This is a genomic window from Paenibacillus sp. XP01, from assembly GCF_057364885.1.
In genome coordinates, this window is record NZ_CP139481.1 from 2,258,332 (window position 1) to 2,285,088 (window position 26,757).

The 26,757-nt window shown below is 50.0% G+C and carries 19 protein-coding genes; 17 read left to right on the top strand and 2 right to left on the bottom strand.

Features of this window, described 5'->3' with window-relative positions:
* The first annotated feature begins 471 nt into the window (after positions 1 to 471).
* From SNR34_RS10455 to SNR34_RS10505, 11 genes are all read left to right on the top strand, one after another.
* Positions 472 to 3,555, top strand: a complete 3,084-nt coding sequence (locus tag SNR34_RS10455) for a X2-like carbohydrate binding domain-containing protein (protein ID WP_486181845.1) — start codon at positions 472 to 474, stop codon at positions 3,553 to 3,555.
* A gap of 406 nt (positions 3,556 to 3,961) precedes the next feature.
* On the top strand, positions 3,962 to 5,515 hold the full coding sequence (locus SNR34_RS10460) for a response regulator (protein WP_486181846.1): 1,554 nt from the start codon (positions 3,962 to 3,964) through the stop codon (positions 5,513 to 5,515).
* Between the two features lie 18 nt (positions 5,516 to 5,533).
* Positions 5,534 to 7,306, top strand: coding sequence for a sensor histidine kinase (locus SNR34_RS10465; protein ID WP_486181847.1), 1,773 nt, complete (start codon positions 5,534 to 5,536; stop codon positions 7,304 to 7,306).
* 378 nt (positions 7,307 to 7,684) lie between these two features.
* A complete protein-coding gene (locus tag SNR34_RS10470; RefSeq protein WP_486181848.1) occupies positions 7,685 to 8,983 on the top strand; it encodes an extracellular solute-binding protein in 1,299 nt (432 codons plus the stop codon).
* Between the two features lie 145 nt (positions 8,984 to 9,128).
* Positions 9,129 to 10,016 carry a carbohydrate ABC transporter permease gene (locus tag SNR34_RS10475; protein WP_236418479.1) on the top strand — a complete coding sequence of 296 codons (888 nt, stop codon included), beginning with the start codon at positions 9,129 to 9,131 and terminating at the stop codon, positions 10,014 to 10,016.
* A complete protein-coding gene (locus SNR34_RS10480; protein ID WP_236417878.1) occupies positions 10,009 to 10,839 on the top strand; it encodes a carbohydrate ABC transporter permease in 831 nt (276 codons plus the stop codon). The genes SNR34_RS10475 and SNR34_RS10480 overlap by 8 nt, the downstream gene beginning before the upstream one ends.
* A 143-nt stretch (positions 10,840 to 10,982) precedes the next feature.
* Positions 10,983 to 14,033, top strand: coding sequence for a beta-galactosidase, LacZ type (gene lacZ / locus SNR34_RS10485; protein ID WP_486181849.1), 3,051 nt, complete (start codon positions 10,983 to 10,985; stop codon positions 14,031 to 14,033).
* A 275-nt stretch (positions 14,034 to 14,308) separates the two neighbouring features.
* Positions 14,309 to 15,424 (top strand): RNA-guided endonuclease InsQ/TnpB family protein, encoded by a 1,116-nt coding sequence (locus tag SNR34_RS10490; protein ID WP_486182437.1) that lies wholly within the window; start codon positions 14,309 to 14,311, stop codon positions 15,422 to 15,424.
* A 218-nt stretch (positions 15,425 to 15,642) separates the two neighbouring features.
* Positions 15,643 to 15,936, top strand: a complete 294-nt coding sequence (locus SNR34_RS10495; RefSeq protein WP_486181850.1) for a hypothetical protein — start codon at positions 15,643 to 15,645, stop codon at positions 15,934 to 15,936.
* Between the two features lie 99 nt (positions 15,937 to 16,035).
* Positions 16,036 to 16,371, top strand: coding sequence for a helix-turn-helix domain-containing protein (locus SNR34_RS10500; protein WP_339277401.1), 336 nt, complete (start codon positions 16,036 to 16,038; stop codon positions 16,369 to 16,371).
* A gap of 49 nt (positions 16,372 to 16,420) precedes the next feature.
* Positions 16,421 to 17,293 (top strand): methionyl aminopeptidase, encoded by an 873-nt coding sequence (locus SNR34_RS10505; RefSeq protein ID WP_486182438.1) that lies wholly within the window; start codon positions 16,421 to 16,423, stop codon positions 17,291 to 17,293.
* A gap of 271 nt (positions 17,294 to 17,564) precedes the next feature.
* Here the strand turns inward: SNR34_RS10505 and mraY are convergent, their stop codons facing one another.
* Positions 17,565 to 18,518, bottom strand: a complete 954-nt coding sequence (gene mraY / locus SNR34_RS10510) for a phospho-N-acetylmuramoyl-pentapeptide-transferase (protein WP_486181851.1) — start codon at positions 18,516 to 18,518, stop codon at positions 17,565 to 17,567.
* Between the two features lie 302 nt (positions 18,519 to 18,820).
* Between mraY and SNR34_RS10515 the strand changes: the two genes are divergently transcribed.
* The 6 genes from SNR34_RS10515 to coaD all read left to right on the top strand — a co-directional run bounded on the left by SNR34_RS10515 (position 18,821) and on the right by coaD (position 25,356).
* Complete coding sequence (locus SNR34_RS10515; protein WP_486181852.1) at positions 18,821 to 19,756, top strand: LytTR family DNA-binding domain-containing protein; 936 nt, start codon at positions 18,821 to 18,823, stop codon at positions 19,754 to 19,756.
* 179 nt (positions 19,757 to 19,935) lie between these two features.
* Positions 19,936 to 20,781, top strand: a complete 846-nt coding sequence (locus SNR34_RS10520) for an ABC transporter ATP-binding protein (protein ID WP_486181853.1) — start codon at positions 19,936 to 19,938, stop codon at positions 20,779 to 20,781.
* Entirely contained in the window at positions 20,778 to 21,503 is a 726-nt protein-coding gene (locus tag SNR34_RS10525) for an ABC transporter permease (RefSeq protein ID WP_236417866.1), read from the top strand. The genes SNR34_RS10520 and SNR34_RS10525 overlap by 4 nt, the downstream gene beginning before the upstream one ends.
* 41 nt (positions 21,504 to 21,544) lie before the next feature.
* Positions 21,545 to 23,833 (top strand): preprotein translocase subunit SecA, encoded by a 2,289-nt coding sequence (locus SNR34_RS10530; RefSeq protein WP_486181854.1) that lies wholly within the window; start codon positions 21,545 to 21,547, stop codon positions 23,831 to 23,833.
* Between the two features lie 409 nt (positions 23,834 to 24,242).
* Positions 24,243 to 24,848, top strand: coding sequence for a 16S rRNA (guanine(966)-N(2))-methyltransferase RsmD (gene rsmD, locus SNR34_RS10535; protein ID WP_486181855.1), 606 nt, complete (start codon positions 24,243 to 24,245; stop codon positions 24,846 to 24,848).
* A complete protein-coding gene (coaD, locus tag SNR34_RS10540; RefSeq protein WP_236417856.1) occupies positions 24,841 to 25,356 on the top strand; it encodes a pantetheine-phosphate adenylyltransferase in 516 nt (171 codons plus the stop codon). The genes rsmD and coaD overlap by 8 nt, the downstream gene beginning before the upstream one ends.
* On the opposite strand, the gene SNR34_RS10545 is transcribed toward coaD, so the two are convergent.
* On the bottom strand, positions 25,334 to 26,656 hold the full coding sequence (locus SNR34_RS10545; protein WP_486181856.1) for a nucleoside recognition domain-containing protein: 1,323 nt from the start codon (positions 26,654 to 26,656) through the stop codon (positions 25,334 to 25,336). The two genes, coaD and SNR34_RS10545, sit on opposite strands and share 23 nt — an antisense overlap.
* Positions 26,657 to 26,757 lie beyond the last annotated feature (101 nt).

Sequence of the window (26,757 nt, forward strand, 5' to 3'; positions counted from 1 at the left end):
AAGCAGACCGGGTTTAGCATGGCGACAACCATGATGTCCTGGCTGAATAGGCTGACCAGCATTTGCTGTTCAGTCTATTTTTTTTGGTTTGGCGTGAGAAGAGCATCGCCTTTAGTTCCATGCGTATGAGTTGTGCGATTGCCAATCGACGGAAAAAGCTGCGCGGACCATCAGTCAATGGCGGGTGGCCAAAAAAATGTTGAATTACGGAAATAAGGCAGAAGGTAAAAGAAGATTTCCATCGAATGTTATTTATTGAGAAAAATATCCATATTCAGTCATCGAACACAAGGTTATGAAAGCGCTTAACGATCGAGAATCCATTGGAATGGAGGTGAGGACTGACAGTTACGGAACATTGCCATATCCGTTTCAGAACGTGCATGAATCTTCCTGGTTCGGTAGGTTGTGAGAGATTGGATTGCCAATGAACGATCGGCTTGGAATATAACGTAGAGGAGGCTGAATGTAATGAAAACGTTTTTAGGAAAAAAACTGCGGGTGGCAGGTTTGGCGGTAGCCTTGGCTGCCGGCTCCTTTGCTGCATTGCCTGAAATGACATCTGCTGCCCCGAGTGAGCCGTATACGTGGAAAAGCGTAGTGACCGGTGCGGGCGGCGGATTTGTGCCTGGCATCATTTTCAATGAATCCGAGAAGGACCTTATCTATGCACGGACGGATATCGGGGGCGCTTACCGTTGGAATCCCGAAAATGAGAGCTGGATTCCGCTAACCGATTTCGTCGGATGGGACGACTGGAACAAAAACGGTGTGGATGCGCTGGCTACCGATCCCGTCGATCCGGATCGCGTGTATTTGGCAGTGGGTACGTACACGAACTCCTGGGACAAAAACAACGGGTCGATTTTACGCTCGACGGATCGGGGCAATACGTGGCAGACGACAACCTTGCCGTTTAAGGTGGGCGGCAACATGCCGGGCCGATCCATGGGAGAACGTTTGGTCGTTGATCCGAACGACAATCGCATCCTTTATTTCGGCGCTCGCAGCGGCAACGGGTTATGGAAAAGCTCGGATTATGGGGCAACCTGGAGCAAAGTAACGAGCTTTCCCAATCCGGGTACTTATGTTCAGGATCCTGCGAACGAATATCAAAGCGACATCGTCGGCCTCGCGTGGATTACGTTCGACAAGTCATCCGGCCATGCCGGTCAAGCAACCCAAACGATCTATGTCGGTGTTGCAGATACGGCACAGAGCATCTATCGCAGCACGGACGGCGGGGCGACTTGGACAGCGGTGCCAGGACAGCCGACGGGGTACTTGCCGCATCATGGCGTGCTTGATGCGGATGGAAGCCTGTATATCACCTACAGCAACGGCGTTGGCCCGTATGACGGAACCAAGGGAGATGTATGGAAACTGAACACATCCACGGGAGCCTGGACCAACATCAGTCCCATACCAAGCAGCAGCGCGGACAATTATTTCGGGTATGGCGGGCTGGCCGTGGATGCCCAAGAGCCGGGCACGCTGATGGTTGCGACGCTGAATTCATGGTGGCCGGACGCCATTTTGTTCCGCAGCACGGACGGCGGAACGACATGGACCCGCATCTGGGAATTCGACGGTTATCCGAACCGCAAGTTCCGTTATGCCCAGAATATATCTGCAGCACCTTGGCTGACGTTCGGCACGACCCCGGCACCGCCGGAAGTATCGCCGAAGCTGGGGTGGATGATCGGCGATCTGGAGATTGACCCCTTTGATTCAGACCGCATGATGTACGGCACGGGAGCCACGATCTACGGTACGAACAATTTGACGAACTGGGACAATAATGAAAAGATCGACATTTCGGTCATGGCCAAGGGAGTAGAAGAAATGGCCGTCCTTGACCTGGTCAGCCCGCCGAGCGGAGCCCATCTCGTGAGCGGCTTAGGCGACGTTAACGGCTTCCGTCACGATGATCTGGACCAGCCGCCGGCGAAGATGTTCTCCAGTCCCAACTATGCTTCGACCGAAAGCCTGGATTTTGCCGAGCTGAATCCAAGCACCATGGTTCGGGTAGGGAAAGCGGATTATGCGGCAGACCCGAATGCCAAATCCATCGGCTTGTCCTCCGACGGAGGAACGAATTGGTACAAAGCGAACGCCGAACCGGCCGGCACGGCAGGCGGCGGCACCGTGGCCATTTCGGCCGACGGCAGCAAGCTGGTATGGAGCACGTCCGACAAGGGAGTCCATTATTCGTCAACGGGCGGGAATTCATGGACGGCGAGCACGGGTATTCCTGCACAGGCCAAAGTGATTTCCGATCGGGTGAACCCGAACAAGTTTTACGGCTTCGCTGCCGGAAAAATCTATGTCAGCGTAAACGGTGGAGCCGCGTTCAGCCAAACGGCGGCAGCGGGCTTGCCGGTGGATGGCAATGCCGATCTGGATGCCGTTCCCGGGGTGGAAGGCGAACTCTGGTTTGCCGGAGGTAACGAAGACGGTGGTCCGTATGGGCTATGGCATTCGACCGACTCGGGAGCGAGCTTCGTGAAGCTATCCAACGTTGAGGAAGCCGACAGCATCGGGTTCGGCAAAGCCGCGCCTGGCCGGAATTCCGTTGCGCTGTATGTCGTTGCCCAGATTGACGGAACGCGCGGGTTTTTCAGGTCGGACGACGGCGGAGCAAGCTGGGTGCGCATCAATGACGACGCGCATCAGTACGCCCGGGTAACCACGATTACGGGTGATCCGCGCATTTATGGCAGAGTGTATCTGGGCACCAACGGCCGGGGCATTTTGTATGCCGATCCTGTAGGCGGAAACAACGGCGGAGGAACGCCGCCGGTGTCCCATTCCGGCATATCGCCCCAAACCGCTGAATTTGACATTAACGCAGACAAGCAGGCCGACATTCCCGTAGCGCTTACCTTGAACGGGAATACGCTGGCTTCGATCCGAAACGGCAATCATGTGTTAGTGCAAGGATCGGATTATACGTTGTCCGGAAACCAGGTGGTGTTGAGCAAAACGTATCTTGCGACGCTGTCTAAAGGCGTGCAATCGCTCGTTTTCCAGTTTAGCGCAGGCAACGACGCCACGCTGAGTGTAACCGTCAAGGATACTACCCAGGTTCCTCTGCCTGAAGGAAGCATTCGAATCGAAATGTACAATGGAACAACGGCCGCCACCGCCAATTCGGTCAACCCGAAGTTTAAACTGACCAACACCGGAACGGGCCCGCTCCAGCTGGCGGACGTAAATATCCGTTATTATTACACCATCGATGGCGAAAAGCCGCTGAACTTCTTCTGTGACTGGGCCACGGCGGGAAGCGCAAATGTGACGGGCACGTTCAGTGCACTGCCTGCGGCTGTGAACGGTGCGGATCATGTCCTGGAAATCGGCTTTGCCCCTTCGGCAGGCACATTGGCCGCAGGGCAAAGCACCGAAATTCAGGTCCGGTTCTCCAAAACCGATTGGACGAACTTTACGCAGACGGACGATTATTCGTTTGCCGCAGGGAGGACCGCCTACGAAAACTGGTCCAAAGTAACGGGATATGTGTCCGGCACGCTGCAGTGGGGGATTGAGCCCTAACCGTCATCCGTAGGAGAATGTTGGAAGAAGTCATGAAACGCCTGATGTTCCGGGCGGAACATGGCTTCTTTTTTTGGGACAACTTGTTGTAAAATAAGCAAAGGGGAGCATACAGATTGCCGTGTTCCAGAGTCTTCCGGACGGCTCGATCCAATCTTAATCCCATTGCTTAAACGAATATTTTGGGATATAACAAGATGTACCGACTTGGTATCGGATTTTGAACATATTGTAACCGCTAACAGAAACGGAGGCAGCACCAATCTGGAAAAGTGAAGCGTTCGCTTGAGGGAAGATGGTACTGCTCTCGCTGTGGCCCGGTGGGGTTTATCTGTGGTTTTCTATAGCGTAGAAACGAGTATCCGCAGAGACATAGAGGAAACACTAGAATAAGGGGGTCGCGATCATGAACCGTTTGTGCAAGGTACTGATTGTGGACGATGAATTTCTCGTAAGGCAGGGCATCAAGCATCACATGAATTGGGAGGCCGAAGGGTTTCAGATCGTGGGTGAGGCTTCCAACGGCGAAGAGGCGCTTGAACAGGTCCGCAGGTTGATGCCGGACATCGTTATTACGGATATTGTCATGCCGGTTATGGACGGCGAGACGTTCGTCCGTACGCTGAAAGCGAATCATCCGCAGATCGAAGTGATCGTACTCAGCAGCTTCAGCGAATTCGAATATGTTCGTTCAACGCTTCAGCACGGGGCCGCAGATTATATTTTGAAACCAAAGCTGGACACGAACGAGTTGTTGGAGGTGCTGCAGCGAACTGCGGGCAAAATTCCGGAATTGCAATTCGAGCCCGCCGAGGAAGGGTGGAGAATCGGCCATTTGATGGAGAAAATGCTGTCCGGATTCACGCTGGAGGAAGATGCGGAACTGGATGTGGTCAACGAAGCGTTTCCGCATGGGTCTTTTCGCTTGCTTGCGTGTCCGTGGCCCGAAGAATCGCTTCGGCAGGCCGGTGCCTTGACGGGCCGGGAATATGCAGAATCCGGACTGCGGAAATCTTTGCCGGATGCGGTGATTTCCCTCCTCCCCGCAGAAGGGGAAATGCCTGTCTTCATTTTGAATACGGAAGCGTCCCTCGACGAAAGCCTGGTGAAACAGATCAGGCAATTGGCATTGGGTTCGGGGGCTGGTGTGAACGCTCCTGCTTGGGTGCTGACCGACCGTTTTCCGTCCATTCAGCATATGGGGGCCGTTTACCGGGATCGTCTGCTGAAGCTGCTGGAATACCGCTTTTATTATGAGCATCAGGCCATATTGGTAGAAACCGATCTGCCAGCGCTGCATCCTGCCGGTTACCAGTTTAACGTAAACATGTTTGTCCAGCACGTCAGACGGAACCGCACGGAAGCGGCCCGGGAGTATTTAAAGCAATATGCGCAGTCGCTCGGACGCGATTACATCGCGGACGTATTCGAGATCAAGTCCTTTTTGGGCAACCTGATCTTTAACGTAACCATCGCACTGGCGGATCTGGACGTACAGTCCGGTTCGCTTGACGAGAGCAAGTATGCCTACTTCAAAAATGTGGACGGAGCATCCAGTTTGAACGAGGCGTTGGACGTGCTCGAAAAGTTCATGCTGGAAGTGGAAGAATGCCTGCAAGGCGGCGGGAGAAAACGCAGCGATCCCAATATGAGCATGCTGCTGGAGTATATGCATCAGCATTATGACCAGCCGCTCGGCCTTGCCGACGTCGCCAAGCATTTCCACTTTAATCCATCCTATTTGTCGAGTTATTTTTCTTCCCACCAAAAAGAGGGGTTCAACGAATATTTGAACAAAATCCGGATCGAAAAGGCGGAAGAGCTTCTTCGCAACGGGGATGTCACTATTTCCGAAATCAGCAGCATGGTGGGATATTCGGACCATAGTTATTTTTGCAAAGTATTCAAGAAATTCACAGGACAATCGCCAAGCCGATACCGTCGCAAATTTTGGGCATAACGTCAGAAGGAATGGACTATGAAGAAATGGATGAACGGTTTTTCCCGCCTTGGCCTGTTTCCGAAGCTGATCCTGGTCATGGTCGTCAGCATCGTCCTCGTATCCGTCCTGATTCTGTATACGACCATTCACATGTCTACCAAACTGTTTACCGAAACGTTCAGCATTACGAATTCGAAGGTGCTCAGCCAAATCAAGGCCAATTTCGAATCATTCAATGATGCGATCGCGGCGGTGTCCAACAACGTCAGCCAAAGCGGGGCGATCCGCGCTTATTTGACCGAAGGGGACGGGGATTCGCTGTCCATGGCCAAATCCTACTACAACATGAGGGAGACGATGGATCGGGTGCAGTCCATCACCGGGAGTTACGAGGTGGGTATTACCATTGGCGGTATCAATGGGCGGACATATTCGACGGACCAATTGCAATATACGATGTTCAAGGACGTATTGAAGGACCACCCGATTACGCGTGAGGCGGCAAACACACCGAATCGCATCATTTTTGACGATTTTACGAGAGAGACCAGTTCCGGGACAGAGCAGATGATTTCAGCGACCAAAGCGCTTGCGGACCGTTCTCAGGGCCGCATTTACGGTACGCTCTACGTCACGATGCGCGAGAGTGTGTTTCGCCAGTTTTACGGCAGTTTTACGAGCAGGGGCAATGACGTCGTCATCCTGAACGAAAAAGGCGAGATCGTTTCATCCAATCGTGAAGAATGGATTGGCACGAGGGAGCTGGACTTGCTGAGCCATGCCCGGAAAATATACAATGAAGGCTTGAGCAGCGGCATCAACGCGCGGGTGATGGATCAGGACAGCATCGTGTTGTCCGAGTACCTGCCTTTTTACCGATTCTATATCGTCAACGTGGTGGATAAGGAAGAGTCGATGGGTCAGTTGTTGAACATGAAGGCGATTGCCCTGATTTGCGCCGCTATCGTTGCGGTTGCCCTTATCCTTGTATTTCTGATTACCAATCAGATGACCAAGTCGCTCCGCAGGTTAGTCAAACAGATGTCAAACATCACGAAAAGCGATCTGGATAACTATATTCCCGTAAGCGGCAGTTATGAGAGCCGGCAGCTTAGCCATGCTTACAATTACATGCTTGACGAGCTGCATGATTATGTGGACCAGCTGGTCCAGACCCAGCGCGAACAGCGCAATGCCGAGCTGGCCGCATTGCAGAGCCAAATCAATCCGCATTTTCTATACAATACGTTGGCCTCGGTGAAGGTGCTGGTCCAGCAAGGGAACAAGGACCGGGCGGCAGAGACGATCCATGCGCTCATTTCCCTGCTGCAGAACACGATCAGCGATGCGAGCGAGACCGTGACGGTGGAACAAGAAGTCGAAACGTTGAAAAACTACGTCTTCATCAATCATGTGCGATACGGCGGACGGATCAAGGCAGCCTTCTACATCGCTCCGGATTGCACGCAATACCATGTGCCGAAGCTGGTTATCCAGCCCTTTATCGAAAATGCCTTTTTCCATGCCTTCATCCGCAAAGAAACCGGAACCATTCACGTGATGGTATCGAAGGACGGGGAATCGCTGATCTGCGAGATTATGGACAACGGGGACGGCATTGAAGGATTGACGATGGGCGAAGCATTGCCCAATCCCAAAAACAACCGGCAGCTGTTCAGCGGAATCGGCATACGCAACGTGCATGACCGCATCGAGCTGATGTATGGACCGCCATACGGCGTGACCATCATGAGCAAACCGGGAGAAGGAACAAGAGTGACCGTGACACTTCCGCTCATTGGCGGCTGAACCAAACGTATTAATTGCCTAGAAGGAAGCCGGGAGCCCATTTGCAGAACATGCAGATGGGCTTTTTTTTATGGCTTTTAAAACAGCGTCTGGTCTTTAGAAGTTTGCGGGTCAGTGGTGAGCAGCGGATTGGGCACCCTTTTTTGTACTATTTTCAGATGTACAAATTCCAAGATCAAAAGAAATTACAAAAAAACAAATTTAATGCAAGCGTTTTCTGGAAGTGCTTTCATTGAGGCGATAGGATGACAAATCCGCACAAAATTATTACTAACGAATCGCGAAAAGGGGATGATAAGATAAATGCATAGAAAGCAAACGCTTTCAAATAACACAAAAATCACTACACATAATGAGGTTAAAGGGGAGTTGAACGGTTTGAAAAAAATGTGGGTATTGATGCTGGTTACTGTACTGCTGCTGTCCGCATGTTCGTCTGGCGGTGGAGGGGGCAACGCATCAGGCGGCGAAGGCGGAAAGAGCGCTAACGAAATCACGATCTGGGCTTGGGATAAAGCCTTTAACGTTGCAGCGTTGAATGAAGCCAAAGCAGCTTACGAGAAACAGAATCCTGATCTGAAAATCAACATTATCGAATATGCGCAAGCGGATATTATCCAAAAGCTGAACACAGGCTTAAACTCCGGAACGAGCAACGGACTTCCGAACATCGTGCTGATCGAGGACTACCGCGCTCACAGCTTCCTGAACGCTTATCCGGATGCCTTCAAGGAAATCGGCTCGGCAATCAACGTATCCGATTTTGCAGACTATAAGCTCGGGCCAACTTCGGCGGACGGCAAACAATACGGCGTACCGTTCGATTCCGGCGTAGCGGGTCTGTTCTACAGAACCGATCTGCTGGAGCAAGCGGGCTACAAAGCCGAAGATTTGCAAAACATCACTTGGGACGACTACATCAAAATCGGTGAAGACGTCAAAGCCAAAACAGGCAAACAAATGCTGTCCCTGGACCCGAACGATCTGGGCATCCTTCGCATGATGATCCAGTCCGCCGGTTCCTGGTACTCCAAAGCAGATGGCAAAACGCCGGATCTGGCTGGCAACGCCGCGCTGAAAGAAGCATTCGAAACGTACAAAAAAATGATGGATGCCAACATCGTGCGCCTGCACTCCGACTGGAGCCAATTCGTAGCTGGCTTTAACAGCGGCGATGTGGCTACCGTACCGACAGGCAACTGGATTACGCCTTCCATCAAACAAGAGGCTTCCCAATCCGGCAAATGGGCTGTTGCTCCGATGCCGAAAATGGCTGGCCAAGCCAATTCGGTTCATGCCTCCAACTTGGGCGGCAGTTCCTGGTATGTGATGAACAACGTGCCTGGCGCAGATCAAGCCGTTGATTTCCTGAGCAAAACATTCGGTTCCGACAAAGACCTGTATCAAACGCTGCTTAACAACATCGGTGCTATCGGCACGTACAAACCGGCTGCCGAAGGCGAAGCGTTCAACAAAGCCGACGAATACTTCGGCGGCCAGAAAATCTTTGCGGACTTCGCAAAATGGACGACAGAAATTCCTAACGTAAACTACGGCATTAACACTTACGGCATCGAGGACATTCTGGTTGTCGAAATGCAAAACTACCTGAACGGCAAAAGCATCGATGACGTTCTGGCAGACGCGCAGAAACAAGCAGAAGCACAATTCAATTAAGATGATCCACGGTAACTCATAAAACCCAAGGAAGCATCGGAGCCGTTCCACCGTCTGGCAAGCCAACCGCCGACCGGACCTCGGTGGAGGCTCCATGGGTTTTATGCATGCTGCATGGAGAGAGAGGAGCCATACTGTGAAAGCCATGAATACGGGAGACAGTCTCCATAAAAAAAGCAATTTGACTGGATGGGCTTTTATCGCGCTTGCTGCCATCGGGATCCTCGTGTTTTATTTCTATCCGATGATTCAGGCACTGCTCTTATCTTTTAAGTCGGGTGCGGGTGCCAACCTCGAATATTCGGGCCTGAGCAACTACAAACGGTTGTTCATCGACACCACGTTCCGGACAGCGCTATCCAACACGTTTATTTACCTAATTATTCAAGTACCGATCATGATCATTCTCGGCTTGTTCATTTCCGTTCTGTTGAACGACAGCACACTCAAATTTCGCAGCTTTTTCCGCGTGGCCATCTTCTTGCCCTGCGTTACCTCGCTGGTAGCTTACTCTGTGGTATTCAAATATTTGTTCGCACCGGACGGCATGGTGAACCAGTTCCTGATGGGATTGCACATCATCGGCGAACCGATTCAATGGATTACCGACCCGTTCTGGGCCAAAATTACGATCATTATCGCCATTACATGGCGTTGGACCGGATATAACATGATTTTCTATCTGTCGTCGCTGCAAAACATCGACCAATCCATCTATGAGGCTGCCCGGATCGACGGCGCGAATGCCTTCACGCAATTTTTCAAAATTACCGTTCCACTGCTGAAACCGATCATTCTGTTCACTTCGATTACGTCGACAATCGGTACACTGCAGCTCTTCGACGAAATCATGAATATTACGAAGGGTGGTCCGGGCAACGCCACCATGTCGATCTCCCAGTACATCTACAACCTTTCGTTCAAATATTCGCCGGACTTCGGATATGCGGCAACCGTATCGTATTCCATCGTTCTGATCATCATTGTGTTGTCCTTTATCCAGTTCAAAGTGGCAGGTGACCGAAATGGCTAAATTGAAAGTGAAACGCTTCTTTATCTATCTGTTCCTGACGATTGCGGCATTTGTGTCGATCTTCCCGTTTTTCTGGATGGTTGTCAGCTCCACCAATGCTTCGGTCGACGTTACGAAGGGCAAATTGCTGCCGGGTTCCTTTTTTATCGAGAACTTGAACAAACTTATGGATGAAACAAACCTGCTGCAGGCGCTCGGCAACTCGGCCATTATCGCCATTGTTACGACGGTGCTGGCTTTGCTGATCGGTTCCATGGCCGGATACGGTTTTGAAATCTTCCGTTCCAAGTCGCGGGATATCGTGTTCAACATCTTGCTGTTGTCCATGATGCTTCCGTTCGCTGCGATCATGGTACCGCTGTACCGCATGTTTGCCAGCATTTCCGGCATTGCGCCGGGTATCGGCATCAACACGATGGCGGCCGTCATTTTGCCGACCATCACAACGGCATTCCTGATCTTTTTCTTCCGTCAAAACACCAAGATGTTTCCGAAAGAAATGCTGGAAGCCGGACGCATCGACGGTTTGACCGAACTCGGCATTTTCCTGAAAATTTATTTGCCAACGATGAAAACAAGTTATGCCGCTGCGGCGATCATCACGTTCATGAGCAGCTGGAACAACTATTTATGGCCGCTCATCGTGCTGCAAACGCCGGATCAGCAAACGATCCCGCTTCTGATCTCCAATCTGGGTTCAAGCTACGCGCCGGATTACGGGGTCATCATGACAGCGATCGTTATTGCGACATTGCCGACGGCCATCGTATTCTTCCTGATGCAAAAACATTTTGTAGCGGGCATGGTCGGGTCTGTGAAATAATGGTATCGTGGCAGCAACCGCTTCCAAGATTGCAGAGAGAGGGGAGAACGCCACCTATGGCGTTTCTCTGCCTTTCTGTTTGCATGTAAGGATTATCGTTCCAAACATTTAATAAGTTCAAAAGATGGAGAGGGAGAGAGTCGATGAAAGCAGCAAAGGCAGATTTGAAATGGCTCGGTGATGTAAGCGTATTCGAGGTAAACCGTTTGAAGGCTTATTCGGACCATCGATATTATCGAACAATGGAAGAGGCATTGAAGTCGGATGAAATGGACATGCGCTACAGCCTGAACGGCATGTGGAAGTTCAACTACGCGGTTCGACCGGATTGCCGTCCAGAGCATTTCTATGCAGCCGATTTCTCCAGCGATGGATGGGATGACATTGAAGTACCTGGACATATCCAGCTGCAAGGCTACGGCCAAATTCAATACGTAAACACCCAATACCCATGGGACGGCTTGAATGAATTGCGTCCACCGGCTCTACCGGAAGACAACAATGCGGTGGGCAGCTACATCCGGACGTTCCACCTGCCGGCAGGTTGGGGAAACAGCCCTGTATATATTTCATTCCAAGGCGTGGAGTCGGCCTTTTACGTTTGGTTAAATGGCCACTTCGTCGGTTACGGCGAAGATAGTTTTACGCCATCCGATTTTGACCTGACGCCATTCCTCCAAGAGGGCGAGAACAAACTGGCCGTCGAAGTGTACCAGCGGAGTACGGGAAGCTGGCTGGAAGATCAGGATTTCTGGCGTTTCTCTGGCATTTTCCGCGAAGTGTACCTGTACACGGTTCCAGCTGCGCATATCCGGGATGTTCGCGTGCGCACAGACCTCGATGCATCCTATTCGAAAGGTACGCTGCAGCTGGACCTGAAGCTTGAGGGAGCAGCGGCTGCAGGCGCTCGCGTGGAGGCTGAATTGCGCGACGCACAGGGAAATGTGGTTCAAACGTTTGGCGTGAATGTACAAGATGGCCAAGCTTCCGTACGCAAAGAAGTCGGTGAGGTAAACCTGTGGAGTGCGGAAATTCCTTATTTGTATCGTTTATACCTGCGTGTATACGACTCGGCCGGGGAACTCGTTGAAGTGGTGCCTCAAGCCGTCGGCTTCCGTGTATTCGAAATGATCGACAAGGTGATGCACATCAACGGCAAACGAATCGTCTTCAAAGGCGTGAACCGTCATGAGTTCAACCCGCATCGCGGCCGGGCCATCACCAAGGAAGACATGCTGTGGGACATTCGGACCATCAAGCAAAACAACATGAATGCGGTGCGTACCTCCCACTACCCGAACCAAAGTTTGTGGTACGAGCTGTGTGATGAATACGGCGTGTACGTGATCGACGAAATGAATCTTGAAACGCATGGATCCTGGCAAAAGCTCGGTGCCGTCGAGCCATCATGGGTGATTCCCGGCGACCGGCCGGAATGGTTGGATATCGTCATGGATCGTGCCGTATCCATGGTAGAGCGGGACAAAAACCATCCATCCATCCTGATCTGGTCTTGCGGCAACGAATCCCATGGCGGCGAAGTGATCTTCAAGGTTTCGGAGTACTTCAGAACGTATGATCCGACCCGGCTGGTCCATTACGAAGGCGTTTTCCATGACCGCCGCTTCAATGACACGAGCGACATGGAGTCGCGCATGTATGCCAAACCTGCGGATATCGAAGCCTATTTGAACGACAATCCGGAGAAGCCTTATATCAGCTGCGAATACATGCATGCAATGGGCAACTCGATCGGCGGCATGCACAAATACACGGAACTGGAAGACAAGTACCCGATGTATCAAGGCGGATTCATCTGGGATTACATCGATCAGGCCATTTACAAAAAGGATCGTTACGGCAAGCCGTTTCTGGCCTATGGCGGCGATTTCGGAGACCGCCCGTCGGACTATTCGTTCTGCGGGGACGGCATCGTGTATGCGAACCGTCAAGTCACCGCAAAAATGCAAGAAGTCAAGTTCCTGTACCAGAACATCAAATTGTTCCCGGACCGCGGCGGCGTGCGCATCGTCAATGGCAATCTGTTCGCGAATACATCGCAATATGCGCTAACGTACAGCCTGGAGCGCGAAGGCGTAACCGTATTAAGCGGAACATTGGAAGCAGCCGTTGCTCCGGGAGAGGAAGCGTTCGTGGAGCTTCCGCTCGCTACCGAGCAGCTTGCGCCGGGCGAATATGCCGTCAATGCGGCGTTCGTGCTTCGTGAATCCACGCTGTGGGCGGAAAAAGGGGACGAAGTGGCATTTGGTCAATTCGTGTTTACGCAGGAAGCCGCTGAAGGGGCGTCGGTAACCACTGATCTGAATCAAGTGAACGCTATTCAAGTGGTTGAAGGCGACGTCAACATCGGGGTTCGTGCGGGAAGCACCCATGTGTTGTTCTCCAAAGCGTTCGGAACGCTGGTATCGCTGAAGTTCTCCGGTCAGGAGACGATTGCCCAAATGCCTGCACCGCTCTTCTGGCGTGCAACGACGGATAACGATAAAGGAACGTCCATGGGCTTTGAGCTTGGGGCATGGTATGCGGCAAGCCTGCTGCCGAAATGCATCGAATGGAAAGCCGAGCAACAGCAGGGTGAGTACCGGATCGAATTTACGTATAAGCTGAATATTTCCACTGAAGTTAAAGCAAAGGTTGCTTATACGGTTCGCGCGGATGGCAGCGTTCTTGTACAGAACACCTATCAAGGAACAGCGGGATTGCCGGATCTTCCGATCCACGCTCTGTCATTCAAAACATCGCCTGAGTTCGACCGTGTACAGTGGCTGGCATTGGGGCCTGAGGAAAACTATGCGGACCGTGCTTTCGGTGCCCGCCTAGGCATCCACGAAAGCTCTGTCGCCGACACGGTAGCGCCTTACCTTGTGCCTCAAGAGTCCGGCAACCGTACCGGCGTACGTTGGGCGAAGCTGACGGATGCGGCCGGACGCGGTTTCCGCATCGAGGCGGCTTCAGCTCCAATCGAGCTGAACGTGTCGCCGTATACGGCTTTTGAGCTGGAGAACGCGCAGCATGCCTATGAACTGCCGCCAGTCCACTACACGGTTGTAACGGTGGCGGGCAAACAAATGGGCGTCGGCGGCGATGACAGCTGGGGCGCTCCGGTGCATCCGGAATACCGCATCCCGTCGGACGGCGAGCTTCAATTCGAGTTTGTCATTCGGGCATTGTAATTCGGTTTTGGGAAGTCGGCAATGAATAGAGTTTTGACTGAGAGGTCTCCGTTACGGAGGCCTCTGTTTTTGTTCTAAACCATGAAGCTCCATTATTCATAACTTCGTATGGGCACAAGCGACTTTAGTCGTGTGAGGAACTGCGCTCGGCATAAGGGCTACCATCGGAAGCTCGAAAACCGAATGTCCATGCTTTCTTCATTTGTCATGGAAAATTAACCGTTGTTCACTGGATACCATGTTATACTTATTCCAATAAAAGACAGGTGAATCCGATACCGACCCTTACAGCAAAAATCCAAATCTATGTCCCATCTGAACATACAGACATACTCAGCAAGACCATCCATACCTACTGTGAAGCATGTAATTATCTTTCTGCAATTGTATTTCAAACCAAAGAATTAAGTCAGCGCACACTCAATGACTTGTATTATCGAGAGCTGCGAAGTCGTTTTCGTTTAAAAAGTCAGATGGCGCAATCGGTGATCAAAACCGTCATCGCCCGATATACATCTACTCGATCCAACGGGCACGATTGGAACTTGGTCAAATTCAAACGACCTGAATATGATCTGGTATGGAATCGAGATTATTCTTTGAACCATGATCGGTTTAGCGTAAACACACTAAACGGACGAGTGAAGCTCCGCTACAAAAAACAAGGAATGCAGCACTTCTTTGACGGCACGTGGAAGTGGGGTACGGCCAAATTCGTGTATAAACACAGGAAATGGTTCCTACATATTCCCATGACCATAGAGTTCCCTGAATTAGGTTTTACGAATGTCAACCACATTGTAGGCATTGACCTCGGAATCAATTTTCTGGCCACAACCTACGACAGTCAAAGCCGGACCACGTTTTATCCTGGACGAACGGTGAAACACAAACGTGGCCAGTATAAGGCCTTACGCAAACAACTCCAGATGAGGCAAACCCCATCGGCTCGAAAACGACTCAAACAAATCGGTTCAAGAGAAAACCGTTATGTTACGGATGTCAACCATCAAGTAACCAAGGCACTCGTTGAAACGTATCCGAAGGGGACCCTTTTTGTGATCGAAAATTTAAAGCATGTTCGTTCCGCTACTGAAAAAGTATGTGTTCGCCATCGGTATGTGTCGGTATCCTGGGCATTTCACCAATTCCGTGAAATGTTGGAGTATAAAGCTCAACTGAACGGGCAGCGCGTCATCGCAGTAAACCCTAAATATACTTCTCAAGCCTGCCCAAAATGTGGACATATTGAACGAGCCAATCGAAACAAAAAGACACATACCTTTGAATGCCGAACCTGCCACTATCGTTCGAACGATGACCGAATCGGTGCCATGAATCTGTACCGCAAAGGAATCGAGTACATCGGTACAGTTACAGCAGGAGTATAACTTTTGTTGTAGGGGCGAGGTCAACCGTCCTGATGTTCCAACACACTAAGGTAGGAGCACTGTGTGCGTTTGCACTACCGGTTAGGAATAAGTCTAAAAGGCTTGTGCAAAACGCAAGCACTGTCTACGAAGTAGGCAGAGACAAGCTCGTGACTTTAGTCATGAGTTGTTGCCATGTTATTATCAAGAGGTGGAATACACCGGGAGGAGGATGGGAAATGGACATGATGACGATTTTGGCGTTTGCTGGCATTTTCGTGATGTTTGGGTTCTATGCTCTCGCTGGTTATTATCTAATTCCATTCATTTCAAAAAAAGCGTTCAAACGTCAGCTGGATGCGTATCAAATTTTGCTAATCATTTTGTTTGGAGTGATCATTGTTCAGGTTGTGCAAGTGCTCATGTATGGGGAGTGGAGAAATTTGGTCACCTCAACAGGAGTATTATTGCCGTTAATGAGCCTGATCCTGGCCCTTCGCATGAGGAAGCGAAACGGAGTGCCAAAGGGCTGAGGTGCTGGCATGCCAAAAACTGCCCGCGATATCATTATTGCAACTTAGATCAGGAAACTGGCTAAACCCGTTGATATAATGAGTTGGGGAGTGAGGGAAATGTCAATTCAAACGATGGAATCGATGGTTAAATGGGTCGACGATAACGTCATGCAGAACCCGTCATTGGAGAACATGTCCTCATATGTAGGCTATTCTCCGTACTACTGTTCCTCCAAATTTCGCGAATTTACTGGAATCACTTATAAACAGTACTTGGCTAAACGAAAGCTGCTTTGCGCGGAACAACTGCTCATTTCGACCGAGGATAAAATATTGGATGTGGCACTAAGGTGCAATTACTCATCACCAGAAGCTCTGGCAAGAGCCTTCATTAAAGTATACAAATGCACGCCGACGCAATACCGGGAACGCTATAAACAGAATAAATGTTAAACCAGTAATTCACTCACTCCTAAATTACAGATCAGGGAGTTTAAGAATGATGGATGAAATCGGCAGAAATAATCCGTGCTGGTGCGGAAGTGGACTGAAATACAAGAAATGCCATGCCCATATTGAAGATCGGATGACTAGTTATGCTCTAAAAGGATACAAAGTTCCCGCTCGCCATTTACTGAAATCCGTATCCCAAATCCATGGCATTCGGGAAAGCGGCAAGATCAATACGGCTATTCTGGATTATATCGGCGATTTTGTGAAGAGCGGCATCCATACCGAAGAAATCAATCGACTGATTCACGAAAAAACGATCGAACTGGGCGGCACGCCGGCACAATTAAATTTCAACGGATATCCCAAGAGCGTTTGCGTATCGGTCAATGACGTTGTATGCCATGGCATTCCTTCAGATAAAATGGTGTTAAAGGATGGGGATATCGTAAATATTGATGTATCTACCTTATATCATGGCTTTTATTCCGATTCCTCTCGCATGTTTTGTGTCGGTGCCGTATCCCCCGAGAAACAGCGGCTTGTGCAAACCACGAAAGAGTGTATGGAATTGGGAATACAGGCCGTGAAGCCATGGGGATTTCTTGGTGATATCGGGCATGTCATCAACGAACATGCAAAACATAAGGGCTATTCCGTGGTGAGGGAACTCGGAGGGCATGGCATCGGCTTGCAGCTGCATGAGGAGCCATGGGTAGGACATGTTGGCAGAGCTAATACAGGCATGTTATTAGTACCAGGTCTTATTTTTACGGTAGAACCGGCCCTGAATGTAGGAAGCGCCAAAGTATATACGAGCGAGCAGGACGGATGGACGATGTATACGGCAGACCAAAAACCCTCCGCACAGTGTGAAAGCATGGTCTTGGTTACTCCTGATGGCTGTGAAGTGTTGGCTTGGTAATCCACTAAATACTACATCAAAACCCGCCAGAAATGATTCTGACGGGTTTTGATGCTATATATGTTGAACTAGACATTTACACGTTAACGGAGAGGGCAGAAAGAATCTGGAGAAGCGGAGCGTTCGCCTTTATCACCGGATTTTCCCCTTGAACAAAGGGGGTTCAAAAAAATCTGGGGATAACAGCGATCGGAAGATGGTTCTGACCACGTAGTGACTCTGTGTAATAATCATTAGTTCAACTTATATAGCCCCTTTTTAAAGGGCTTTTTTATGAGAAGGCATATTTCCAAATCAACCAACAGATCAGAACGGAGGCCCAAGAAATGAAACCAAATACGATGACAATCCTATTCTCGCTCCAGCCGTACTTCAAGCTGAAATGATAATGAATCGGAGCCATTTTGAATAGGCGAAATTTCGTGCGTTTATAATACCAGACCTGCAGGATGACCGAAAATTGTTCAGCCAAATAAACGGAAAACAGGATAGGTATTAATATTTCTACCTTCTCAATTACCGCTAGGATGGAGAGTGAACCTCCAATGGCTAGTGACCCGGTATCCCCCATAAATGCTCTGGCCGGATAAATATTATAGAAAAATAATCCGAGCAGACAACCAATCATGACAAGCGAAAATGTTTGTACTTCCTGCTTGTCTGATATTAGAAAAAAGAAAAAATAAGTTGGGATCGCAACATTGATCAATAACCCGTCTAGGCCATCTGTGAAATTGATTGCGTTTGCTGATCCAACCACAAATAGTAACATGATCGCTATGTACACATAAACGGGCAAGTGTAGTTGAAAACCATGGAATAACGAAATATCGCTCGTCATCGTAAACGAATGGAACAAAGTGATCAACAGAATTCCGGTAAATGCGAATTGAAACATAAGTTTCGTCCGTCCGGATATGCCTGATGGATCTTGCCACACCGCCTTTTTGAGATCATCCATAAAACCAACAGAACTGAACAAGAGAAACGTCATGCACAAAAAAATCATCCATGGTGTAGGATGAAATTGTAGAGATGTTACCACGCCTACAAGTAAAATGAGACCCGCCATCAGTGGTGTCCCTTGCTTGGCTTGATGATCAGGGGGTAACTCAGACCGGATGGGTTGTGTTAATTTCAGATTGCGTAATCCCCAGATGAGTAGTGGTGTTAAAAACGCTACAAGCAAGAACGAAAGACCGGATATTCCCAGTATTCCAAACACGCTGAACTCCCCCCCTTCCTTGTTAGATGATGAAATCGCCTGCAAACGATTCAGTTATCCCTCAAAATCAACTATACCTAAGGCTTAGAATTCATTAAAGTGAAAGTTTGCACGGCTTTTTTTCCTATTTTCAGGATAAGTCGGTGACCGGGATGATCGTTTAAGCAATCAGGGATTCAAGTACGAGTCTCTGCTTACCATGACATGTTTGCTGTTGGATTCTCTAATAGAAACTGACAAAAAAGGATTTCGACAGTATAATTGTTTTGAATATCCTATACGGCACTGACCTGGAGGACGGCATGCAATTTCAACCAATCTATGATGATGGGAAAGTACTTTTACCGAAGATCGAATTAAATATGGCATCGGACCAAGCGATTGGCATCATAACGGACTTGAAGCGAAAGCAGCTTTTCATCAATCAACTCGTGGACCATTCCCAATATTACATATTTCGAGCCGGGCAAAATGAATACATACGTTTAACGGTGGAAGAACTGATCCATTTTTTAATCCAAGTATCGGAGAGCAACGAGCGTGTTGCTTCGTTACTGGATTATTTTACTTTAAAAGAAGAACGAAAAGTAAAAATCAAAGATTTAAGCTCATCGAAAAGGATGTATGTGACCTTGCTGCGCGTCTTTTTTGCGCATCAGCCTACACTTGTCCTGGAGGAACCTTATTTTTACTTGGAGGAAGAAGACCGTCGTCATTTTAAACGGATTTTAGATGACCTTTCGAAACAAAAGCAGATTTTAATGTTAACTTCGAACTTAGAGGATGCCATGATTTCCTGTGACGCCATTTATCGATGGAACGAGCTCGGTTTTCATCCATTGGATATACGGGACTCGGAAGAGGATAAGCAGGAAGCACAGGAACATGATCGAGCCAATATCACTTTGCAAAAGATTTATACGAAAAGAAATGACAAAGTGATTTTATTTGATCCGCCTGAAGTCGATTACATCGAAAGTATGGATGGTTCGATTGTTGTACATGTGGATGGAGAAAGTTATACCTGTGCTTTGACGCTAACCGAGCTTGAGCAGAGATTGAACCATTTCGGATTTTTTAGGTGTCATCGATCCTACATCGTTAACTTGCAAAAAGTAAGAGAGATTATTACATGGACGAAAAATAGCTACAGCTTGCGTTTAAACACAGGTAAAGATGCGGTGGTTCCGTTATCCCGTTCCAAATTGCAGGAATTAAAAGCGCTGCTTAACATTTGAAATGTTTGGGAAGCAAACATCACTTCGTAAGCCTATATCATTTCCGGGGCAATAATCGAACCGATCAAGCATTCCGGGGTACCATTCAGGCGATAAAAGCTACATTTCGGCGGGTTTTGATGGCTGAAGGCATGCCATCTTTATATGCTTAAGGCATCAACGCTAAGGAAGTGGTGTTCATGGACGTGATTCAAGTGGAACATATTCGAAAGAGATTTGGAAATAAGGATGCGTTATCAGACGTGTCCTTTTCCATTCCGAAAGGAGAAATTTTCGGTTTCCTGGGTCCGAGCGGTTCGGGAAAAACGACATTAATCAAGATTTTGACGGCGCAATTACATCCGACAAGCGGACAGGCAAGTGTGTTTAACGAGCCAGCGGAGATGATGCAGCAGTCTGTACAGAAGATGCGCTTTGGCATATTAACGGATAACAGCGGACTGTATGAGAGATTAACGATTGAGGAAAATCTGGAGTTGTATCGTAAGTTATACGATCTTCCTCAATCTTCGGTCGATAAGGTTCTGCAGTTTGTAAACTTAAGCGGAGAGCGCAAGAAGAAAGTCAATCGCTTATCGAAAGGGATGCGCCAACGTGTCATGTTGGCATGCGCGGTGATCCATGAGCCGGAATTGTTATTTTTGGATGAGCCTACCTCCGCTTTGGATCCGGTAAACTCGGCACATATTTATAAAGGCTTACGCAGCTTGAATGAGAAAGGCACAACGATTTTTTTAACCACGCATGATATGGCTGAGGCAGAATGGCTATGCAACCGTGTAGCGATTTTGCATCAAGGACGAATCCAAACCATCGGCTCGCCTAAAGAGCTTAAAAAACAGCATCGGGAAAACGTACTTTGTGTGGACTTAATCAATGGAGAAGCCTACGAGCTGCCGATCGATGAGGGAACGGCTGATCTAATCGCAGACTGGATGAAACGAGGGTTCATAGATCGTTTGGAAACGAAAGAGCCAAATCTGGGTGAGATCTTTATTAAAATGACAGGAAGTGAGCTGCTGTGAGTATCTCATTAAAACGTGCGCGAGCGATATTTGTGAAGGATTACAAAGAGTTTTCACGCAATTATGCGCTCTCCATTATGTTGATTTTCCCTATTATTCTCGCGCTTCTTATCCGTGGTGTAGACTCGTCTTTGCCTTTAGCTTCCGTGGCCGGAACTTTCGCTACCGTTCTTAATCTTTCGTTTGTGTTGCTGACCTGTTTCGCGCAAGCATGCTTGATTGCGGAAGAAAAGGAGCGTAACACTTTACGATCATTAATGATGACTCCAGCCACGGCCCTGGACGTTTTAATCGGTAAAAGCAGTCTGGTCTTTATCATGTCTGCTGTCGTTCTGGCTGTTTCTACGTATATATTCGGCTTTGTGCCAGCTAGTATATGGGCTTTTGCAGCGGCCGTTATTCTTTCGATGATTCTATACATCGCGGCCGGAACGATCTGCGGCTTATTTTCCAAGACACTGCTGGATGCATCGTTATCCATCCTTCCTGTGGCGTTCATATTCACCGGGGCACCATGGGGTGTATTTTTGGCGGATGATTATCCGATCTTCAACGTACTGGAATATGTTCCAAGCAGTCAGCTGGTGCATTTGCTGGGTATAAGCGATACAGGCTTTGCGACGGGAGATGTATTAAAACCCCTCCTTATTATTTTGATATGGACAGTTGCATTAACGATTGTGTCTGTCGTTTTGTATCAACGAAGATTAAAGGATGAGTAGAGTAAATTCGCGTATTTCTACGAAGGAGGGATCCATTTCCGATGAATGCAGCCGTCAAGTTGATGCAAAAGCTCAAAGACCGCGTTACCCGGAACAAGTTGAAGTTCTACCGGGATCAAGTGGAGCTTATCAGGAACCGGAATTTACGTGCATGGGACGATGGGCAGCTTCAAGCGGAGTCCCTCCGGCTGCGGAAAGAAGCACAATCGGGCACGCCTTTAGATGAGCTGCTTGTCGATGCTTATGCGTTAGTGTGCGAGGCGGCGCAGAGAAAGCTCGGATTACAGCCTTACGATGTGCAGATCATGGCTGCCATCGCTCTGCACGAGAGATTTTTGATCGAGCAGCATACCGGTGAAGGGAAAACGCTCTCTGCGGTTATGCCTGCTTATCTAAACGCGTTGACCGGCAAAGGCGTTCATGTGCTGACGTTTAACGATTACTTGGCAAAACGGGATGCGGAGTGGATGGGCCCGATCTATCGTTTCCTCGGGTTAACGGTCAATTCGGTCCAAGCAGGCATGAGCCTGTTCGAGAAACGGGAAGCCTACGCCAAGGATATCACCTATGTTACGGCTAAAGAGGCGGGATTCGATTATTTGCGGGACACGATCGCGCTGAGCGAAGCCGATACCGTACATCGTCCTTTCCACTACGTCATCGTCGATGAGGCGGACTCCCTGCTTCTTGATGAAGCGCGGGTGCCGCTAGTCATTAGCGGCGATTTGGAGGTTTCCGAAAGTGACGGCATTCTTTTCGCAGAAGTGGCCCGGCAGCTGCAGCCTGCAGAGCATTACGACTTCGACGAGTTCCGGCGGAACGTGTACTTGAATGATGCGGGTGCTGCGAAAGCGGAACTGCTGCTGGGATGCGGTAATTTGTATGATAGCCGTAACAGCCATTTGTTAACGTCATTGAATTGCGCGCTGCATGTGGAGTCGTTACTAAAAAAAGACGTCGATTACATCGTCCGGGACGGTGAAATCGAGCTCATCGAAGAATATACCGGCCGTGTGGCCGAGAACAGGTATTTGCCGGACGGGCTGCACGCCGCGCTTGCCGCCAAAGAAGGGCTGGAGTGGAAAGCCGGCGGGAAAGTTCTCGGGACGATTACCATTCAACACTTCATTAGCCTGTATCCGGGCATTTGCGGCATGACGGCTACAGCGCACGCTTCCGCAATGGAATTCGAAGATATTTATGCGCTGCGGGTCGTGCAAATTCCGCCGCATCGACCAAACATCCGGATTGACCATCCGCACCGGATTTACACCCATAAAGAAGCCAAATATAAGGCGCTTGTACAAGACATCACGTCTGTCCATAGGGTGGGACGCCCTATTCTTGTGGGTACATCAAGCGTCGAGGAGTCTGACATGCTGGCCGAGGCGCTGGCGGTTGCCGGCGTGCCATGCCATGTTCTGAATGCGAAAAACGATGCGAAAGAAGCCGAAATCATCGCCAAAGCGGGAGAAATCGGCGCCGTAACGGTGTCTACGAATATGGCGGGACGCGGCGTCGACATTCGGCTCGGCGGCGGCGATCCTGCACAGGCCGAAGTGGTCGCCAAGCTGGGCGGGTTGTACGTGATGGGTACGCATGTGAACGAAAGCGTGCGAATTGACGACCAGCTGCGCGGACGTTCCGGACGCCAGGGCGACCCGGGAGCTTCCGTATTTTATATAAGCCTGGAAGACGAGTTATTGCTTCGCTTCGGCACCCATAAAGCAGTTCGCGTTCCCAGGCAGGATGAGGCTCTTGAAGATCCGGCGCTCCGCAGCCAGATTACCCATATTCAGCGCGTGATTATGGGCCAGAACTTCGATATCCAGCAGGAACTGAACGCTTATTCGGATATGGTGGAGGATCAGAGGCGAATGTTATACGCGGAGCGGCTTCGCATTTTGAAAGGCGAGCTGCCGATGAGTCCTTCGGAGCAGCGGGTACGGCTTTTTTATATCGACGAGTTCTGGGCCGAGCATCTGTCATTCGTTTCTTACCTTCGCGAAAGCATCCACTTGGAGAGCATTGCAAGCCGCAATCCAATCGACGAATTCCACACCCAAATCACCCAGGCTTACGAGCAAATTCCGGCTAAGATCAATCAGGAGTCTGCGAATATGCTTCGAAGACTCGCAGGTTCAAATGATCCGGCGGAATGGGAAAAGCTCGGGCTGAAAAGCCCTGCCTCCACCCGAACCTATATGATCAACGATCAATACATCCAGAATAAGCGCAGCTCATGGACCGGAACGACTGTATTCGCGTATTTGGGCCGCAAGATTTTGAGGCTGGTGCTGTGGCCGGTATACAGGCTGTCGAAATATTGATGTACGGTAAAAATCGAAAAAAGCCGATTTTACGTTATCGTCAACAATTCGTCAGCAACTCGGCATTGTACAGGAATTCAGCAATAAAGAAAAACGGGAAACCCCTTGTCATATAAGAGATGACAAAAACAAATTCGGGCGCCCCTTTCGGGACGCCCTTTCATGGGAGAGGAGAAACCGGACGAAGAGCTTATGGGGAAACGTAAGTCTTCTCCGCGGTTGTCTACGACACTTTTGATGTCGATAATTATAGAATGGCCGGAACAGGGACATTTTATACATGCATTGCCAAAATGAGTTTCACTTTTTTTGCCTGTCCAGAAGACGGGCCTTTTATTTTTCAAACCGTTCCCGAGTGTGGTACGATAGCTTTATCATTAAACTTACATAGAGAAAAGGTGACTCGTCAGTGAGAGTGGTATCGGGAAGTGCCAAAGGAAGGCCGTTGAAGGCTGTTCCCGGCACGGGAACGCGACCGACGACCGACAAGGTGAAGGAAGCGTTGTTTAGCATGATTGGACCTTATTTTGATGGAGGTACAGCGTTGGATCTGTTTGCGGGCAGTGGGGGTCTCGGCATCGAGGCGCTTAGCCGCGGCGTGGACAAGGCTGTTTTTGTTGATTTGGAACCGAAGAGCATTGAAACGATTCGTGCCAATCTAAAGGCAACCAAACTGGAGGATCAAGCCGCCGTATACCGTAATGATGCGGGGCGTGCGCTCAAAGCGCTGGCAAAGCGCGGCACGCGGTTTGATCTCGTATTCCTGGATCCGCCTTACCGCATGAAAAACGGGGACGAGCTGATGCAGACGATGCATGATCTGGAGCTGCTGGAGCCGGAAGCGACGATTGTGCTTGAATACGAATGCAAGTATGAATATCCGCAGCAGTTCGGCCCGTTTGAACAGACGCGCAAATCGGTTTACGGCGAAACGGCGGTTTCCATCTACCGTTATGAGCCGAACGAGGCGGAAACGAAAGAGGACATCACAGAGGAGGCACAACCTCATGACTAACGCGAAAACAAATGGCGAACGGATTGCGGTCTATCCCGGGAGCTTCGATCCCGTGACGATGGGACATCTCGATATTATCGAGCGGGCTTCCAAGCAGTTTGATCGCGTCATTGTGGCCGTTCTGAACAATATGAGCAAAAATCCGCTTTTCACCGTCGAAGAGCGCACGGATCTGATTGCCGAAGTTACGGCTCATCTGCCCAATGTGGAAGTGGATACGTTCCGTGACCTGACGGCGAATTATGTGCGGGAAAAGAATGCCCAGGCTATCGTTCGCGGCGTGCGCTCGGTGACCGATTTCGAATACGAACTGCAGATCGCTTCCACGAACCGCAAATTGAACCCGGACGCGGAAACGATTTTTATGATGACGAATCCCAAATATTCGTACTTAAGCTCCAGCATCGTCAAGGAAATCGCCCATTACGAAGGGGATGTGACCGACCTTGTATCGCCGGAAGTGGAGATCGCGCTGCGACGCAAAATCAGGGAGAAACGCGGCGATTGATCCACAGGAGCAGTCCTGACAGGACGGCCATAGCGAGCAGTAAAGCAGACCAAATGACAAGTGCCGCCGGAACAGCATGCCACAAGGTGTAAGTTCCGTCGGCGTAATGCCGGAACAGGGAATATCCTTGGGACCAGTCCACACCATCGGCATTTGCATGAGGATGGAAGGTTGCTTGCGCTCCCGGGAGGTATCGGGCAAACGGCGTCCAGAGCAGCACGGCAGCTCCAAAAGCAATGAGCCCATGAAGGACGCGGGCTGCCGCAAAACGGAACAGGTGGCCTTTCGTCATGGAAATGGATTTCAAGGCTGCAAATACCTGCAGGTGAGAACAAAGCCCTCCCCAGCCGAGAACGGCAGCGGTCAAGGCAATGAGCACAACTTGATCCAGATGGGATTTGCTTAAATGGTATACGCCCAGGTGCATCTCAAGAAAAGCGGGCCACATCGCGACCGGGGAGCCGGGCGTCAGGAACAAGCCGAGCAGGCGGATCAGAACAGCGAAAACAATGATGTAACCTCCCGTCATCATCAAGGTTTGCACAGCCTGAGATACGGTATCGCCAAGCAGTTTGCCGAATGAACGGCCGTCGAGAAGGTGCGCCTCCCGGGCTGCATTCAGCATTCGGCGAAGGAGGTTTCTTGGTGGATCGAGGGAGCTTGGGGCAGTCTGAGAGGCTGTCCTGTTTTTGGACCCGATCGGTCCTTTATGGCTGTGCTGCGGCGGCGTTGTCTGTGTAGACGATGCTTCCTGACTGGTCGCCATCGGAGTTAATCGGCTTAAGAGGATGGCCGTGATCCAGGCGCTAAACCAGTGGACGAGCAGCAGAAAATATCCGGCAGCCGGCTGCTGAAGAAATACGGCTCCGATCACCAATACAATGACCATCGGATTGGCGAAATGGGCGAATGACGCAAGCGCTGCGGCCTGCCTGTCGGATAATTTTCCTTCTTCCGCAAGCCTTGCCGTCATATCTGCGCCTGCCGGGAAACCACCGATCATGCCAAAGGCAAAGACAAGGCCGGCCTGACCGGGGAGACGAAAGCATGTTTTCATCAATGGCTCGAACAGTACGCCGAGGGCAGCGGTAAAACCGAAAGCATGCAGCATTTGGGACAGCATCAGGAACGGCAGCATGGAGGGGAAAATCAGTTTCCACCAAATGTCCAGTCCCTGAATGGAAGCGTCGAAGGCTTGTTTGGGCGAGAGGACAACGGCGACAACCAGCAATAAAGCACCTGTGCTCATAAGTATGGTACGTAATGGGCCGGATCGGGCGGCCTGGGTCTGCATTATCATCGGTTCACCTCAATATGATAATAGGCGTTTGCTTTCAAACGCGTTTGCTTCCGGGGTGGACGGCCGAATGGCGTCCGCAGACGATTCGGCCTTGACCGGAC

What these genes read in the sequence shown, in the direction of transcription:
- SNR34_RS10520 (WP_486181853.1), top strand. Translation starts at nt 19,936, where the DNA reads ATGGACGTGATTCAAGTGGAACATATTCGAAAGAGATTTGGAAATAAG.
- SNR34_RS10495 (WP_486181850.1), top strand. Translation starts at nt 15,643, where the DNA reads ATGGACATGATGACGATTTTGGCGTTTGCTGGCATTTTCGTGATGTTT.
- SNR34_RS10475 (WP_236418479.1), top strand. Translation starts at nt 9,129, where the DNA reads ATGAATACGGGAGACAGTCTCCATAAAAAAAGCAATTTGACTGGATGG.
- SNR34_RS10505 (WP_486182438.1), top strand. Translation starts at nt 16,421, where the DNA reads ATGGATGAAATCGGCAGAAATAATCCGTGCTGGTGCGGAAGTGGACTG.
- SNR34_RS10480 (WP_236417878.1), top strand. Translation starts at nt 10,009, where the DNA reads ATGGCTAAATTGAAAGTGAAACGCTTCTTTATCTATCTGTTCCTGACG.
- coaD (WP_236417856.1), top strand. Translation starts at nt 24,841, where the DNA reads ATGACTAACGCGAAAACAAATGGCGAACGGATTGCGGTCTATCCCGGG.
- SNR34_RS10455 (WP_486181845.1), top strand. Translation starts at nt 472, where the DNA reads ATGAAAACGTTTTTAGGAAAAAAACTGCGGGTGGCAGGTTTGGCGGTA.
- SNR34_RS10545 (WP_486181856.1), bottom strand. Translation starts at nt 26,656, where the DNA reads ATGATAATGCAGACCCAGGCCGCCCGATCCGGCCCATTACGTACCATA.
- SNR34_RS10460 (WP_486181846.1), top strand. Translation starts at nt 3,962, where the DNA reads ATGAACCGTTTGTGCAAGGTACTGATTGTGGACGATGAATTTCTCGTA.
- lacZ (WP_486181849.1), top strand. Translation starts at nt 10,983, where the DNA reads ATGAAAGCAGCAAAGGCAGATTTGAAATGGCTCGGTGATGTAAGCGTA.
- SNR34_RS10500 (WP_339277401.1), top strand. Translation starts at nt 16,036, where the DNA reads ATGTCAATTCAAACGATGGAATCGATGGTTAAATGGGTCGACGATAAC.
- SNR34_RS10530 (WP_486181854.1), top strand. Translation starts at nt 21,545, where the DNA reads ATGAATGCAGCCGTCAAGTTGATGCAAAAGCTCAAAGACCGCGTTACC.
- SNR34_RS10515 (WP_486181852.1), top strand. Translation starts at nt 18,821, where the DNA reads ATGCAATTTCAACCAATCTATGATGATGGGAAAGTACTTTTACCGAAG.
- SNR34_RS10465 (WP_486181847.1), top strand. Translation starts at nt 5,534, where the DNA reads ATGAAGAAATGGATGAACGGTTTTTCCCGCCTTGGCCTGTTTCCGAAG.